The 14,230-nt window shown below is 63.5% G+C and carries 12 protein-coding genes; 4 read left to right on the forward strand and 8 right to left on the reverse strand.

The features are described 5' to 3' along the window. Positions 1–70: 70 nt before the first annotated feature. Positions 71–2,116, reverse strand: coding sequence for an oxidoreductase (locus NKI25_RS16965; RefSeq protein WP_352645897.1), 2,046 nt, complete (start codon positions 2,114–2,116; stop codon positions 71–73). Positions 2,117–2,229: 113 nt separating this feature from the next. On the opposite strand from NKI25_RS16965, the gene queF reads away from it, so the two are divergent. Next, positions 2,230–2,691: a preQ(1) synthase gene (gene queF, locus NKI25_RS16970; RefSeq protein WP_023674394.1), complete on the forward strand. Its 462-nt coding sequence runs from the start codon at positions 2,230–2,232 to the stop codon at positions 2,689–2,691. Positions 2,692–2,705: 14 nt separating this feature from the next. On the opposite strand, the gene NKI25_RS16975 is transcribed toward queF, so the two are convergent. From NKI25_RS16975 to NKI25_RS17000, 6 genes are all read right to left on the reverse strand, one after another. Next, the gene (locus NKI25_RS16975; RefSeq protein ID WP_352645899.1) at positions 2,706–3,602 is read right to left on the reverse strand and encodes an alpha/beta hydrolase; all 897 of its coding nucleotides are present in this window, start codon (positions 3,600–3,602) and stop codon (positions 2,706–2,708) included. After that, positions 3,602–4,786: a mandelate racemase/muconate lactonizing enzyme family protein gene (locus NKI25_RS16980; protein WP_023674392.1), complete on the reverse strand. Its 1,185-nt coding sequence runs from the start codon at positions 4,784–4,786 to the stop codon at positions 3,602–3,604. The genes NKI25_RS16975 and NKI25_RS16980 overlap by 1 nt, the downstream gene beginning before the upstream one ends. An 11-nt stretch (positions 4,787–4,797) precedes the next feature. Beyond that, on the reverse strand, positions 4,798–5,355 hold the full coding sequence (locus NKI25_RS16985; RefSeq protein ID WP_051406072.1) for a hypothetical protein: 558 nt from the start codon (positions 5,353–5,355) through the stop codon (positions 4,798–4,800). A gap of 4 nt (positions 5,356–5,359) precedes the next feature. Continuing rightward, the gene (locus NKI25_RS16990) at positions 5,360–5,839 is read right to left on the reverse strand and encodes a DUF3828 domain-containing protein (protein WP_352593110.1); all 480 of its coding nucleotides are present in this window, start codon (positions 5,837–5,839) and stop codon (positions 5,360–5,362) included. 105 nt (positions 5,840–5,944) lie between these two features. Further along, the gene (locus tag NKI25_RS16995) at positions 5,945–7,594 is read right to left on the reverse strand and encodes an ABC transporter substrate-binding protein (RefSeq protein ID WP_352569800.1); all 1,650 of its coding nucleotides are present in this window, start codon (positions 7,592–7,594) and stop codon (positions 5,945–5,947) included. Between the two features lie 41 nt (positions 7,595–7,635). After that, on the reverse strand, positions 7,636–9,186 hold the full coding sequence (locus NKI25_RS17000) for a trimethylamine methyltransferase family protein (RefSeq protein ID WP_352452281.1): 1,551 nt from the start codon (positions 9,184–9,186) through the stop codon (positions 7,636–7,638). Positions 9,187–9,278: 92 nt separating this feature from the next. Here NKI25_RS17000 and NKI25_RS17005 point away from each other — a divergent pair, with 92 nt between their 5' ends. Beyond that, the gene (locus tag NKI25_RS17005) at positions 9,279–10,181 is read left to right on the forward strand and encodes a LysR substrate-binding domain-containing protein (RefSeq protein ID WP_352593106.1); all 903 of its coding nucleotides are present in this window, start codon (positions 9,279–9,281) and stop codon (positions 10,179–10,181) included. Positions 10,182–10,198: 17 nt separating this feature from the next. On the opposite strand, the gene NKI25_RS17010 is transcribed toward NKI25_RS17005, so the two are convergent. Continuing rightward, complete coding sequence (locus tag NKI25_RS17010) at positions 10,199–11,188, reverse strand: zinc-dependent alcohol dehydrogenase family protein (protein WP_352569796.1); 990 nt, start codon at positions 11,186–11,188, stop codon at positions 10,199–10,201. Positions 11,189–11,291: 103 nt separating this feature from the next. Here NKI25_RS17010 and NKI25_RS17015 point away from each other — a divergent pair, with 103 nt between their 5' ends. Next, the gene (locus NKI25_RS17015; RefSeq protein WP_352593103.1) at positions 11,292–12,194 is read left to right on the forward strand and encodes a LysR family transcriptional regulator; all 903 of its coding nucleotides are present in this window, start codon (positions 11,292–11,294) and stop codon (positions 12,192–12,194) included. A gap of 80 nt (positions 12,195–12,274) precedes the next feature. Next, positions 12,275–14,125: a DNA mismatch repair endonuclease MutL gene (gene mutL, locus NKI25_RS17020; protein WP_352593100.1), complete on the forward strand. Its 1,851-nt coding sequence runs from the start codon at positions 12,275–12,277 to the stop codon at positions 14,123–14,125. Positions 14,126–14,230 lie beyond the last annotated feature (105 nt).

The raw sequence follows: 14,230 nt of genomic DNA on the forward strand, positions 1-14,230 counted from the left end.
GCAGATCGGACCGACGTGCCTGGTGGCTCTCCGTACGGAGGTTCGGCTGCGCGCCACCAATCAATATTCCTCAGATCCGCAAGCCGAACCTGATGCCGTCATAGATGGCGGCGTGGATGTTGCGCGAGGCTACTGCATCGCCGATGCGGAAGAGCACGAAACCACTCTGCGGATTGCGCACCGGAAAGATGTCGCCGCCATTGACCAGTTTTTCGTAATCGATCGCGCCGGCGTTCTTCGACAGCGGCTTCAGCGCCAGGTAGAGATCGTCGAGCGGCAGCGTGCCGTGCTCGACCACCACCTGGTCGACCCGCCGCTCGCCGCGCCAGCCATCGGCGAAGTCGGAGGCGAGCTCGGCGATCAGCTGGTTGCCTTCGCGCCGCACCGAGCGCAGCCGTGTGTTGATGGTCACCGTGACCCCCTTTTCCTGGAAGGCGCGCATGTAGGGCACATGGTTCATGCCGCCCATTTCCGGGGCGAAGAAGCGCTCTGGTGAGACCAGCTCCAGCCTGGCGCCGCTATTGGCGATCAGTTCGGCGGCACCCATGCCCTGATGGCCGCCATTGTCGTCATAGAGCAGTACATTCTCGGCCGGCTTGATGCTGCCGGCCATGATATCCCAGCTCGAGGTGACGAGATCGTCGCCCGCCGTCAGAGGCGGGTTCTGCGGCAGCCCGCCGGTGGCGATCACCACCACGTCGGGCGACAGCGCCAGCACATCGTCCTTTTCCGCCCATTTGTCGTAACGGATCTCGACGCCGAGCCGGTCGAGCTCGGCCAGACGCCAATCGATGATGCCGATCAATTCCTTGCGGCGCGGGTTCTGCGTTGCCAGCCGCACCTGGCCGCCGGCCTGGCTCGATGCTTCCAGCACCGTCACCTGGTGCCCGCGCTCGGCGGCGACGCGCGCCGCCTCCAGCCCGCCGGCGCCGGCGCCGACGACGACCACCTTCCGCTTCGGTCCCTCGGTTTTCGGAATAATATGCGGGATATCAGCCTCGCGGCCCGTCGCCGCATTGTGGATGCACAGCGCCTCGCCGCCCTCATAGATGCGGTCGAGGCAATAGGTGGCGCCGACGCAAGGCCGGATCTCGTGCTCGCGGCCTTCCATGACCTTCCTGACGATGTGTGGGTCGGCGATGTGGGCGCGCGTCATGCCGACCATGTCGAGCTTGCCGGTGGCGATGGCGTGACGCGCGGTGGCGACGTCGGAAATCCGCGCCGCATGGAAGGTCGGGAATTTCGTCGCCGCCCTGATCTCGCCGGCAAAGTCGAGATGCGGCGACGAGCGCATGCCGGTCACCGGGATGACTTTTGTCAGCGCCGCATCGGTCTCGATCGAGCCACGGATGATGTTCAGGAAATCGACCTTGCCGGAGCCGGCCAGCCGCCTGGCGATTTCGACGCCCTCCTGTTTCGACAGACCTTTCTCGAAATCCTCGTCGGCGACCATGCGGATGCCGACGACGAACTTTTCGCCGACCGCGGCACGCACTGCGTCGAGCACCATTCCGGTGAAGCGCAGCCGGTTGTCGAGCGAGCCGCCGAAATCGTCGTCGCGCTGGTTGGTGGCCGGCGACCAGAAACCGTCCATCAGATGGCCGTAGGCTTCGAACTCGATGCCGTCGAGGCCGGCAGCCTGGCAGCGCTGCGCCGCCGCCGCATAGTCGGCGACGATGCGCTCGATATCCCAGTCCTCGATAGTCTTGGGAAAGGCACGATGGGCCGGTTCGCGCACCGGCGAAGCCGACAGGACGGGCAGCCAGTCGGCCTTGTTCCAACCGGTGCGGCGGCCGAGATGGGTGATCTGTATCATCACCTTGCAATCGTGCTCGTGGCAGGCATCGGTAAGCTCGGCGAGCCATGGCACGATGCGGTCGTCATAGACATGCAGATTGCCAAAAGCGGCCGGGCTGTCGCGCGAGACGATCGCCGAACCGGCGGTCATGGTCAGCGCCATGCCGCCCTTGGCCTTTTCGGCATGATAGAGCCGGTAGCGCTCTTTCGGCATGCCGTCCTCGGAATAGGCCGGCTCATGGCTGGTCGACATCACCCGGTTCTTCAGCGTCAGATGCTTGAGCTGATAGGGCTGGAGAAGCGGATCGTTGCTGGTCATCGTCTTCCTGCTGTTTCAAATTGTGCTAATGAGCGGCAAATTTTGTTTTTACGCATGTCGCCGTCCCAAATCCGCTGCACAGTTTTGGGCGACATGCAGCAAGGAACCTGCTCATGACCGATACGAAAAACCTCACCCAGCTCGGCACCAACGTCGAGGCGCCACAGAGCCCTGAAGCGGCAGTCCTGGAAACCGTGCCGTTTTCGCGCGGCGACGGCCCGCCGGCCATCGTTCGCTTCACCTGCCCGGAATTCACTTCGCTCTGCCCGGTCACCGGCCAGCCGGACTTCGCCCATATCGTCATCGACTACGCACCCGATGCGCTGCTGGTGGAATCGAAGTCGCTCAAGCTGTTCATGACCTCGTTTCGCAACCATGGCGCCTTCCACGAAGAATGCACGGTGATGATCGGCCGCCGCATCATCGCCGCGACCAAGCCATTGTGGTTGCGCATCGGCGGCTACTGGTATCCGCGCGGCGGCATTCCGATCGACGTGTTCTGGCAGACCGGCGCACCGCCGGAAGGTGTGTGGCTGCCCGACACAGGGGTTGCACCCTATCGCGGACGCGGCTAATCGGACGAAGCGGCTCACCTGATCCCGGTCCGGCACAGGTTAGTCTCCAGGAAAGGCATCACCGCGTCGCGGTACCGCTGTTGGTCATAGCGATAGAGATCAACATGCCGCGCGCCGTCGAACCAGACCAGCTTTGCGTCAGCGCCTGCCGCATCTTTCAACGCCAGTGTCTGGCTGCGAGCGACAAACGGATCCGAATTGCCACCTAGCAGCAATATCGGCCGATCAATCGCGCCGATGCGATCGACCGGCCTGACATCATCTACCCCGAAGTCAAGGCGGAGCTGCATCTGCGCCAAGAGGATGGTCGCCTGTACGTCGCGCAACATAGGCAAGGGCGCTCGCAACGCCGTGGTTTCCAGCAAAGTCGCGTAGAGCTGCTCCAGGACATAGGCATCGGCATGCTCCTGCTGAGCGCCAAATACAAAAGCAGCCGCACCGAGCGACGAGCCGATGGCCGCCACCTTGCGACCGGCGAAGCGTTGCCGCGCAAAGGCGAGGATGCGGCTGGCGTCCTGCCGTTCGATGTAACCAAAGCCTCTGATATCGCCGCCGCTTTCGCCATGTCCCGACAGATCGAACAGCACGATCGAGTAGCCGCTTTCGAAAAGCAGCTTCGCTCTTGGAACCATGGCCAGCTTGTTTGAACCGCGTCCGTGTAACAGCACGATTGTTCCGCAACTGTCCTGCCGATCCGCCACCCAACCGGCAAGATCGGGCGCGCCCTCTTGCTTCAGAACGATGCGCTCCACCTCTAACCCCACAGGCAGCGTGAAGCTTTGCTGAGGCACGCGGGCCACCGCGCGGCTTCCTGCCTCCCAGGTGACAGCGCAGGCCAGGACGCAAACCGCCGCGAATAAAGCAACCACGACAGGACCTCTTCTCATCGATCGGTCACGTGCACTTCGCATCAGTTGAGCGGCAGCCGCCGGTAACGGCCGGGACTGTTCGGATCGCTGAAATGGTGCATCGGCCCGTGTTCGGCGAAGTGTGCTGACCAGCGTTTCATTGCCGCCGGGGCGAGCTCGACACCCAGCCCGTCACCTTCCGGCACGCGCACCGTGTTGGCGATCTGTTTGAACGGGCCGTCCTTGATCACGTCGCCGATCTGCCAGCGAAACAGGGATTGCGACGCCTCGGTGATCCATGGCGTTGCCGCCACGACGTGCAGATAAGCCGATGTCATGATGCCGAGATCGTTCGAATAGCACCAGAACCCCTTGCCCATCGCCTCACAGGCGGCAATGAATTTCAGAGTTTTCGACAATCCGCCGAGTGCTGCGAAATTGCAGACGAAGTAATCCGGCGCACCGAGCGCGACTGCCCGTCTGAGATCCGGGATGTGCGTCGAGAACGGAATGCGCGAATGCTGGCGCAGCGCAGCCATCTCCTCGAAGGTCGCGACCGGATCCTCGTAGTTGCGGATGTTGAACGGCTCGATCTCGCGCAGCACCCAGCGCGCTGTGGTCAGCGACCACTGCATGTTGGAATCGAGTTTGATCTGCGCTTTATCGCCAAGCGCCTCGCGCAGCATGCGCACTGTCCTGATCTCGAGCTCGGGATCGCCCATGATCAGCTTGCCCTCGAAGATCGTCGAGCCGTGCTGTTCTCGCATGCCGAGACAGTAGTCGACGATCGCTTCGGCGGTCATCTCGCCGCCGGCTCCGCCTTGAGCGGGGCGAAAGGCGAAATATTCCGAAAACGGAATGTCCTTGCGCACCGCGCCGCCGAGCAGCTTGTAGAGCGGCATGCCGAAGACCTTGCCTCTTATATCCCACAGCGCCAGTTCGACGGCGCCGAACGCCACCGTGGCTGCATTCTCGCCGGTGTTGGCGGTAATCTGCCAGGGCGGCACGCAGCGCGCCTCGCAGTCGGCGATGTCGAGCGGATCGGCGCCAATCAGCGCCGGCGCGATCTCGGCCTTGATCACCTCGCCGAAATGCCACCATGGCGCCTCGCCCAGTCCGACCACGCCTTCGTCCGTCTCGACCTCGATGATCGATTTCGACGCGCCGCCGTAGAGACCAGCCGTCCACCAGAACGGAGCATCGAGCGGGACGTTGACGTGGGTGACGCGGATGTTGGTGATCTTCATCGATTCCGTTCTCACTCGCACTGGTATTGGCTTAGCGCCCATTCGCCGGTCACCGAGAGCAGGTCCGATATCTTCCAGTCGCCGTCGATTTTTTTGAACTTCCATTCCAGCCGATGCGGGTTGCCGGCGGCGACGAAGGCGACGACGACCTTGGCCTCGTCGCCCTTGACCGCTTCGATGGTCTTCAGGCTCTTGTCGATCTCCGCCTTGTCGTATTCGGAATTGTCGAGCGCCATGTTGGGATCGAGGCACTCGCCCTGCCCCGACTTCCGCAGCGCGTCGCTCTTGTCGAGCACCGACTTTGCCGGGTCGGTGAAATGGCCCCGCTGAGCCGGATCGACCTCGAGCCCGGCATGCTCGTAGAACGGCTTCACCACCGCAGTCGGCGAGCCCGGCTGCACGGGTGCGGCCGGCGCGTTTTCTGCCGGCGGCAACACTGCCGGCGGAGGTGCCGCACTGTCGGCCGGCGCGTTTGCGGGCGGCGCGCCGAACAGGCCCTGAGCGGCGGCGCTGCTCAATCCGGCCAGCAGGCACGCAGTCGCCAAAATCCAGGGATGGCAGCGAAGCACGGCGTCACTCCGGAGGCTGCCCGGCCAGGCATTCGAGCACACTCAGCGTCCAGCCGCTGGTCTTCGAGGTAATGTCGGCGACCTTCCACTGGCCGTCGATCTTCTTCAACGACCAGACCATTTCGCGTTTGGAATCATCGCCTTCCGGGAAAAGGTTGAACGTCGCCGTCACCTCGGCGCTGTCGCCATCCAGCGTTTCGGCCAGCGTCAGCGTCTTGGCCACGGTCTTCTCGTCATAGTCCTGCGCATCGAGACCAGGGGCGAAGTCGATGCAGGGAACTTCATCCGGATGGTTCTTTGCCGCATTGTCGTTCAGTTCGAACAGTTTCGTCACCGGCGCGGTGAAGCGGTCGCGATATTGCGCATCGGCCTCGAATTTGACCGACGGGACATAAAAGAACTTCACGGCGTTGGCAGCAGGGCCGGCAAACGCGGCCGCCGGCACGGCCATCGAAAGCGCGGCAACAAAAAGTGGCAGTTTCATGGGTGTCCCCGATTGTTCACTGACGGAAGCTATCAGTACCACGCATCTTGCCCGTCGGCTTTCTTGCGGTCCATGAAATCCTGCAACGCGTCCTCTGCTGGCAACTCAGGCGTTCAGCCAGACATTCTGGAGATCCATCTCGAAGGTTTGGTGGACACCGTAGTTCTTCACCTTCTCGTTCATGTGGCTGAACAGCTTCTGCCAAAACGGTTGAATGATGACGCCCGAATCCTGCAGGATCTGCTCGATGTCCTTCATGACCTCGCGGCGCTTTTCCACGTCGATGAGCGAAAGAGCCTGCTTGAGCTTGGCGTCGAAATCAGGGTTCGAGTAGCCGGTTTCGTTCCAGGCCTCGCCGGTGCGATAGCCGAGCGCCAACACCTGTACGCCAAGCGGGCGCATGTACCAGATGGTCATCGAATAGGGGTATTTCGTCCAGTCGTTCCAGAAGGTCGACCCCGGCAGCACGGTGCGCTTCACCTTGATCCCGGCATCGCGCAACTGGCCGGCAATAGCGTCGCCGGTGTTCTTTTGCCAATCGTCCTCGACGGTGATCAGTTCATGCTCGAAGTCGTCTTGCCCGGCATCGGCCATAAGCTTCTTGGCGCCCGCGGCGTCGCGTGTCTTCTTGGGCAGCGCGTAGTATTCCGGATGAATCGGGCTGACGTGGTGGTTTTCACCAACAGTGCCTCGCCCGGCGTAGCCAAGTTCGAGCACCGCTTTGTTGTCGACGGCCATCTGGAGGGCGTTGCGAACCCGCTTGTCGTCATAGGGCTTGTTCGTGATGTTGGTCCGGGCGACGAGCGTGGTCGCTGTCGCGACCTCCGATTTGACCAGCCCCATCTTGTCGAGAATGTCTATGAAGTCGGCCGGCGTCTCGAAGTTGAGGTCGATTTCGCCGGAGTCGAATGCATTTATCGAGGCGTTGAAATCGGTTCCGTAGTCGATGAATTCGACGCCGTCGAGAAGCGCTTCACCGCCCCACCATTTGCCATTTTCACGACGCTTGACGACCGCTTTCTGGCCGACCGCATAAGACACCAGTTCGAACGGCCCGGTGCCAATCGGCTTCTCGATCGGATTGGCGCCGTCGGCGTCGAAGTTGCGATGGACCACCAGCGCCGGATAGTCGGTGAAGTTCGGGATCAGCGAGATGTCCGGCTCGTTCAGCTTCAGCTTCACCGTGTTGTCGTCGACCTTGGTGATCGCCCCTTCCCTGGCCTTGCCGGTCTTTGCATCGATCAGCGCACCGACGCGCGCGGCCATCGAATTGCCGGCGGCAGCCTTCTCGCACCAGCGCGTCAGATTGTAGGCCACGTCATCGGCGTTGAAAGCATCGCCGTTGTTCCAGGCGATGCCCTTGCGCACATGCAGCACGTATTCGGTGGCGTCGTCGTTGACCTCCCAGCTTTCGAGCAGAACCGGCTCGAATGTGAACTGGCGGGTGTAGCGGACAAGCGGCTCGAGCCAGCAGCGTGAAATGTTCGCAAGTTCCACCCAGTCGTAGGTGCGCGTGTCCTTTTGCGCCTTCACCGACATCGAAACGTGCAGCGTTCCGCCTTTCTTCGGCTCTTCAGCCAAAGCCCGCTCCGGCACGGCAAGTCCAATCATGCCGTAGGCAAGGGCCGCCGATGCGCCGAAAGCGCTTGCCAGGGCCAGAAACTCCCGCCGGTCGACGCGACCGGCGCGCGCCTCGCTGGCCATTGCTTCGATGGCGCTCGGTACGCGATCGCCGTTGCTTCTGAAGAGTGTCATTTTTTCCTCCCTTATGGTTCGCATCGGGTCTTCGCCCGTGATCAACTAACGCTGTCCGGCAGTTTCTCCTCGCGCCGCGCAATCAAATCTTTGAGACCATCGGCGATGCCCTCATCGAGCTTCGGCTCCTCATAATCGGCGAGCATGTTGCGCGCTTTCTCGCGGCCGCGGGTGTCGTGGTCCTTTGCTCCTTCCGCCTTCCACTGTTCGAACGAATTGAAGTCCATGATGCTCGGTATGAAGAAGGCGGACTCGAAATGTTCAAGCGTGTGCTGGGTGCCGAGGAAATGGCCCTGCGGTCCGACCTCGCGGATAGCCGCCATAGCCTCCTTGAAATCGTCGAATGGCAGCCCGCCAGCATATTTGTACCAGCCGACAAGCTGCTCGCAGTCGGTGGCAAATTTCGAATAGCCGCAGGTCAGGCCGGCCTCGAGCCAACCGGCGGAGTGCCAGATGTAGTTGGCGCCGGCAAGGATGGCGGCATGCATCAGCATGTTCGCCTCGTAGCCCGCCTGGGCGTCGTTCAGCTTCGAGCCGACATGGAAACCGGACGTGCGCCACGGCAGACGATACTTCCGCGCCAGCGCGCCCATGAGATACATCATCTGGGCCGCCTCCGGCGTGCCGCCCATGGGAGCGCCGGTCTTCATGTCGACCGTCACCATGAACTGTCCGTAGATCTGCGGCGAACCCGGACGCAGGAGCTGTGTGAACGCGACGCCCGCCAGCGCTTCGGCATTGACCTGCGCGACCGCACCGACGGCAGAGGCCGAAGTCGAGGCGCCGCAAAGGGCGAAGGGGGCGAGGATCAGCGGCTGGTTGTGGCGCGCATAGACTTTCATCGCGTCCAGCATGGTGGCGTCCCACACCAGCGGCGAATTGCAGTTGGTGATCGACACCAGGACCGGGTTGTCGCGGACATAGTCCTCGCCGAACACGATGCCTGCCATCGCCATCGTGTCTTCGGCTCGATCCTTGGAGGTCACGATGCCCATGAACGGCTTGTCGGAGTGCTTCAGCGCCGAATGGATGATGTGGAGGTGACGTTTCGGCACCGCGATTTCCATCGGCTCGCAGATGATCGAGCTCGACGAATGCAGCGCCGGCGCCATGTAGGCGAGCTTGTGGAAATTGTTGAGGTCGGCGAGTGTGCCGTAGCGCCTGTTGTTGTCGAGGTCGCGCACGTAAGGCGCCCCGTACATCGGCACGAAGATGGAGTTGTTGCCACCCACACGTACGGAACGCTGGGGATTCCTCGCATTGAGCGTGAACTCCGACGGGACCTTTGAGATGAGCTCCATCAGCAGGGCGCGGTCGATCCGGACCCTTGTCTCCGAGACATCGGCGCCCGCCGCCTTCCACATTGCGATCGCCTCGTCGTCGCGGAACTCGCATCCGACTTCTTCGAGGATGGAGAGCGACTCCTGGTGGATCAGCTCAACCGCTTCGTCCGGAACCATCTGATAGACGGGAATCTGGCGGACCAGGGTTGGAAACGACGCTATGGGTGCGCCCCGCAGCGCCTTGCGCCCCAGGCGGCCGCCGCTGCGGCGGTTGGTGTGTTCGCTCACTTCAACGGCCGGTGCGTTCATGAAGGCTCCATATTCCTGTTGGTGACCAATCTAGCCAGACAAAATGCGGCTGTGACGCTGGAAAATCCTGATCTCTTGTATAAGCTCAGCTTATGCGAAGCTTGCGCCACCTGCTGCCGTCGGCCGGCAGCCTGATCGTTTTCGAGGCCGCCGGGCGGCTGTCGAGCTTTACCGCCGCCGGGCGCGAGCTCGGCATGACGCAGGCTGCCGTCTCCTATGCGATCCGTGGGCTCGAAGAGCAGCTCGGCGCCAAACTATTCCAGCGCCGCCACCGGCAAGTCAGCCTGACCGAGGCCGGCGACCGCTTCCATGCCGACGTCTCGCTCGGCCTGTCGCACATTCGCAAGTCGGCGGAGGATCTGCGCCAGATCGCCGTCGGCGCGCATGTGACGCTCGCGGCCTCGACCGCCTTCGCCTCGTTCTGGATGATGCCGCGCCTGCAGCAGTTTCGCGACGCATTGCCGGGCATCGACCTGCGCATCCAGACCGCCGACCGCGATCTCGACATCATCGCCGAAGACATCCCGCTCGGCGTCCGCGGCGGCGAGCCCAGGGAATGGCCGGATTATCATTCGCTGCCGCTGGCCGATGAAGTGATATTCCCCGTTGCCGGCGTTAGTTATGTGGCCCGGTTCGGGCTGCCGGAGCGTGTCGCGGACCTTCAATCGCACCGCCTTATCCATCTTGAAGAGCCGTTTCGCGAGGCCGCGAGCTGGGACGAATGGTTCGCCTCGGCCGGTGTCGACATCGCCGATGCTGGACGCGGCTTGCGCATCAACGACTATGCGCTGGTGATCCAGGCAGTCATGGAAGGGCAAGGCATCGCGCTCGGCTGGGGTCACCTCGCCGAGCGGCTGCTGGCATCAGGGCTGCTGGTGCGCGTCACCGGCCACACGATGACGACCGGCAAGGGCTTTCATGTCATCTGGTCGAAGAACCGCGAACTCAGCGACAACGCCCGCAAGGTGCGGGACTGGCTGGCGGCGCAGGCGTGAGGCCGATAAATGCCCGGTCAAACGGTCACGACGATCTTGCCGAACTGTTCGTTCGATTCGAGATAACGGTGCGCCTCGACGATCTGGTCGAACGGAAAGGTTCTGGCGATTGCCGGCTTCAGCGAACCCGAGCTCAGTCCGTCAAGGATGAACGCCTTGGCGGCCTGCAGCCGGACCCGATCGCGCACGATCTCATGGACGAGATAGCCGCGCAGCGTCAGCGTCTTGGCCAGCACTGCAGGTAGCGGAAAGGGGGTCGGGTCGGGGCTCAAGCCGCCATATTCGATGAGAATGCCATCCCGTGCCATCGCTGCCGTCAGAGGCTCGAAGATCGGCCCGCCAACCGCGTCGAACACCACGCGCACGCCGTCCGGGCCGGCGATTCGCTTCAGCCTGGCTTCCAGGTCCTCCTCTGCCGAGGCGATGACGTGGGCCGCGCCGAACTCAAGCAAAGCCCGCTTCTTGGCAGATGTCCGTGTGACCGCGATCGGGGTCGCGCCAATCATGTTGGCGATCTGGATCGCGGCAAGTCCGACGCTGCTCGAGGCCGCGGTAATGACAACAAAGTCCTCGCTTTGGAGGTTGGCAATGTCGATCAGCGCACCGTAGGCCGTGAGATATTGCATCCACGCGGCGGCGGCCTCTTCCCAGCTCAGCGATGGCGGGTGCTTGACGACGAGCTCGGCGGGATATGTGGCAATCTCACCATAGGCAGGCCAGCGGACCATCGACAATGGCGGCACGATGCTGACGGCATCGCCCGGCGCAAACCCGTCCACGCCTTCGCCGACCATCTCGACGATACCCGCCGCCTCGAGCCCAAGACCGGAAGGCAACGGCGCGGTCTGGATGTAGGTCCCCGAACGCAGCAGCGCCTCGGCGCGGTTTATGCCCAACGCCTTGACGCGTATCTGAATCTCACCGCTCGCGGGCGCAGGCGTGTCAACATTCTCGATGCGCAGGACCTCGGGACCACCGAGCTCATGAAAGCGAACGACACGTGCCATCGGTCACAACTCCAAAATATTTGAACTGAATCAGCTATGCCAGCGCTCATCAGGCGGATAAATAGTCGCTTGAGTAGATCAGCAGAAACTATAGGTTTTGAATATGGATCGCCTTACGAGCATGGCCGTGTTCGTCAAAGCCGTCGACCTGGGCTCGTTCGCAGCCGCGGCGGCGGCTCTCGATCTGTCCGGGCCGATGGTCGGCAAGCATGTCCGGTTTCTCGAGGAGCGCCTGAGCGTGCGCCTCATCAATCGGACCACGCGTCGCCAAAGCCTGACCGATTTCGGGCGCGCCTATTATGAACGCTGCCGGCTGGTGCTTGCCGAAGCGGAGGCCGCGGATGCACTCGCCGCCGACCAGCTTGCCGAACCGCGCGGAAAACTGCGTGTCCTCATGCCGGTGCATTTCGGCCGGCGCTGCGTTGCCCCGATCCTGTTCGGGCTTGCGCAGCAATATCCGGCGCTGGAACTTGACCTGTCGTTCAGCGACACCCTCGCCGACCTCGCCGAAGACGGCTGCGATCTTGCCATTAGAACGGGCGACCTGGAGGACCAGGCCGGGGTAATGGCGCGTCGCATCGCGCGCCAGCACATGGTCGTCTGCGCGTCGCCGTCCTATCTCGACCGGCACGGCGAGCCACATGAAATAGATGACTTCGGCAGCCATCACGCGATCATCTACCGCCGTTCCGGGCGTGCCGTTCAGCCGTGGCTGTTTCCGCGCAATGGCCACCCCGCGATGGAGATCCGGCCCGTCAGCAGATTGCGGCTCGACGATCTCGATGCCATCGCCGATGCCGCGGCCGCCGGCATGGGGCTCGCGTGGCTGCCATACTGGATGGTTCGCCAGCGCATCCAGGCCGGCGCACTTGTCCCGCTGTTGCCGGAACAATCCCGGTTTCTCTACGACGTTCATGCCCTGTGGTTGCAGACGCCTCATCTGCCGATGAAAGTCCGCCTTGCCGTCGATGCACTGTCGGCAGCGCTGCCCAAGCTCATGAGTTGAAGTGCACGGCCGCGGTCGGCTGCGTGGATTTCCTCAATTCCGCCCTCCCGCATCGACCACGAATCCGCCTATAGTGCCCCATGCCGATCCGCCAGCTTTCCGAAACGATGATCAACCAGATCGCCGCCGGCGAAGTCATCGAGCGTCCGGCAAGCGTGGTCAAGGAACTGGTCGAGAACGCGCTCGATGCCGGTGCTGCCAGAGTCGAGATCGTCACCGCCGGCGGCGGGCTGAATCTTATCCTGGTCAGCGACGACGGCTTGGGCATTCCGGAAAACGAACTGGCGCTGGCGATTGCGCGCCATTGCACCTCCAAGCTCGCCGACGACATTCACGACATCCGCTCGCTCGGCTTCCGCGGCGAGGCCTTGCCTTCGATCGGCTCGGTGGCGCGGCTGTCGATCCGCTCGCGCACCGCGTCCAGTGAAAACGCCGCCGAGATCGGCATCGACGGCGGCCGCGTCTCCGCGGTCAGGCCGGCGGCGGCCAATCGCGGAACCACGGTTGAGGTGCGCGACCTGTTCTTCGCCACGCCCGCAAGGCTCAAATTCATGAAGGGCGAGCGCGCCGAAAGCTCGGCCATCGGCGACGTGGTCAAGCGCATCGCCATCGCCTTTCCCGCCGTGCGCTTCACCCTGGCCGGCCCGGACCGCTCGACGCTGGAACTGCCGGCGACCGACGACAGCCCGGAAGGCCGGCTGCGCCGGGTGGCACAGGTGATGGGCGCCGACTTTCCGGACAATGCGATCGCCATCGACGCGATGCGGGACGGCGTGCATCTCGCCGGCCATGTCTCGGTCCCCTCCTTCACCCGCGCCAACGCGCTGCAGCAATACGCTTATGTCAACGGCCGCCCGGTGCGTGACAAACTGATCGCCGGCGCCATTCGCGGCGCCTTCGCCGACGTGCTGCCGCGCGACCGCCATGCCGTCACCGTGCTGTTCCTGACGCTCGATCCGGCGATCGTCGACGTCAACGTCCATCCGGCCAAGGCAGACGTGCGCTTCCGCGACCCGGGGCTGGTGCGCGGGCTGATCGTCGGCGCTATCCGCGAAGCGCTGGCCAATGCCGGCATCCGCGCCGCCACCACAGGGGCCGCCGGCATGATGGCGGCGTTCCGGCCAGGCGCCGCATCCTATGCGCATGGCGGGCCGGCCAACGGTCACCGCAGCTACGAGGCCGCCTATCGGGCATTGGGCTTTGCCGGGTTCGATGCTGCCCGGTCGCCACAGCGGCCGCTCGATATGGGCGACGGGTTCGGCGAGGACGAGCAGACGGCCTTCGACGCCGGGCCACTCCAAAGTGCCGACGCGCGCGCCGGGCAAAACGAAGCCGCGGAAACGCTGCTCGGCACGGCGCTGGGCGCGGCGCGCGCGCAAGTGCACGAGAATTATATCGTCGCCCAGACCAGGGATTCGCTTGTCATCGTCGACCAGCATGCGGCGCATGAGCGGCTGGTCTACGAGGCCTTGAAGAACGCCCTCCACTCACGCGCGGTGCCGTCGCAGATGCTGCTTCTGCCCGAGATCGTCGATCTGCCGGAAGAAGACGCCGAACGGCTTGCCATCCACTCCGAGACGCTGGCCCGCTTCGGCCTCGGCATCGAGCGCTTCGGCCCCGGCGCCGTCGCGGTGCGCGAGACGCCGTCGATGCTCGGCGAGACCAACGTCCAGCAGCTGGTGCGCGATCTCGCCGACGAGATCGCCGACAACGATACGGTCGACACGCTGAAGGAGCGGCTGGACAAAATAGCCGCGACCATGGCCTGCCACGGCTCGGTGCGTTCCGGCCGCCTGCTCAAACCGGAAGAGATGAACGCGCTGCTGCGCCAGATGGAGGCGACGCCGGGCTCCGGCACCTGCAACCATGGCCGCCCGACCTATATCGAGCTCAAGCTCGCGGATATCGAGAGGCTGTTTGGCAGGCGATAAGAAACTCGCAGGGCGCAGCCCCCACCCGGACCTTCGGTCCGACCTCCCCACAAGGGGGAGGTAGGGAGATTAGCCGCGGGCGCCTCGCGAGGAGCTTACCTCCCC

The sequence above is a fragment of the Mesorhizobium sp. M0808 genome (genome assembly GCF_040320025.1).
Taxonomy (GTDB): domain Bacteria; phylum Pseudomonadota; class Alphaproteobacteria; order Rhizobiales; family Rhizobiaceae; genus Mesorhizobium.

What these genes read in the sequence shown, in the direction of transcription:
- NKI25_RS16965 (WP_352645897.1), bottom strand. Translation starts at nt 2,116, where the DNA reads ATGACCAGCAACGATCCGCTTCTCCAGCCCTATCAGCTCAAGCATCTG.
- queF (WP_023674394.1), top strand. Translation starts at nt 2,230, where the DNA reads ATGACCGATACGAAAAACCTCACCCAGCTCGGCACCAACGTCGAGGCG.
- NKI25_RS16975 (WP_352645899.1), bottom strand. Translation starts at nt 3,602, where the DNA reads ATGCGAAGTGCACGTGACCGATCGATGAGAAGAGGTCCTGTCGTGGTT.
- NKI25_RS16980 (WP_023674392.1), bottom strand. Translation starts at nt 4,786, where the DNA reads ATGAAGATCACCAACATCCGCGTCACCCACGTCAACGTCCCGCTCGAT.
- NKI25_RS16990 (WP_352593110.1), bottom strand. Translation starts at nt 5,839, where the DNA reads ATGAAACTGCCACTTTTTGTTGCCGCGCTTTCGATGGCCGTGCCGGCG.
- NKI25_RS16995 (WP_352569800.1), bottom strand. Translation starts at nt 7,594, where the DNA reads ATGACACTCTTCAGAAGCAACGGCGATCGCGTACCGAGCGCCATCGAA.
- NKI25_RS17000 (WP_352452281.1), bottom strand. Translation starts at nt 9,186, where the DNA reads ATGAACGCACCGGCCGTTGAAGTGAGCGAACACACCAACCGCCGCAGC.
- NKI25_RS17005 (WP_352593106.1), top strand. Translation starts at nt 9,279, where the DNA reads ATGCGAAGCTTGCGCCACCTGCTGCCGTCGGCCGGCAGCCTGATCGTT.
- NKI25_RS17010 (WP_352569796.1), bottom strand. Translation starts at nt 11,188, where the DNA reads ATGGCACGTGTCGTTCGCTTTCATGAGCTCGGTGGTCCCGAGGTCCTG.
- NKI25_RS17015 (WP_352593103.1), top strand. Translation starts at nt 11,292, where the DNA reads ATGGATCGCCTTACGAGCATGGCCGTGTTCGTCAAAGCCGTCGACCTG.
- mutL (WP_352593100.1), top strand. Translation starts at nt 12,275, where the DNA reads ATGCCGATCCGCCAGCTTTCCGAAACGATGATCAACCAGATCGCCGCC.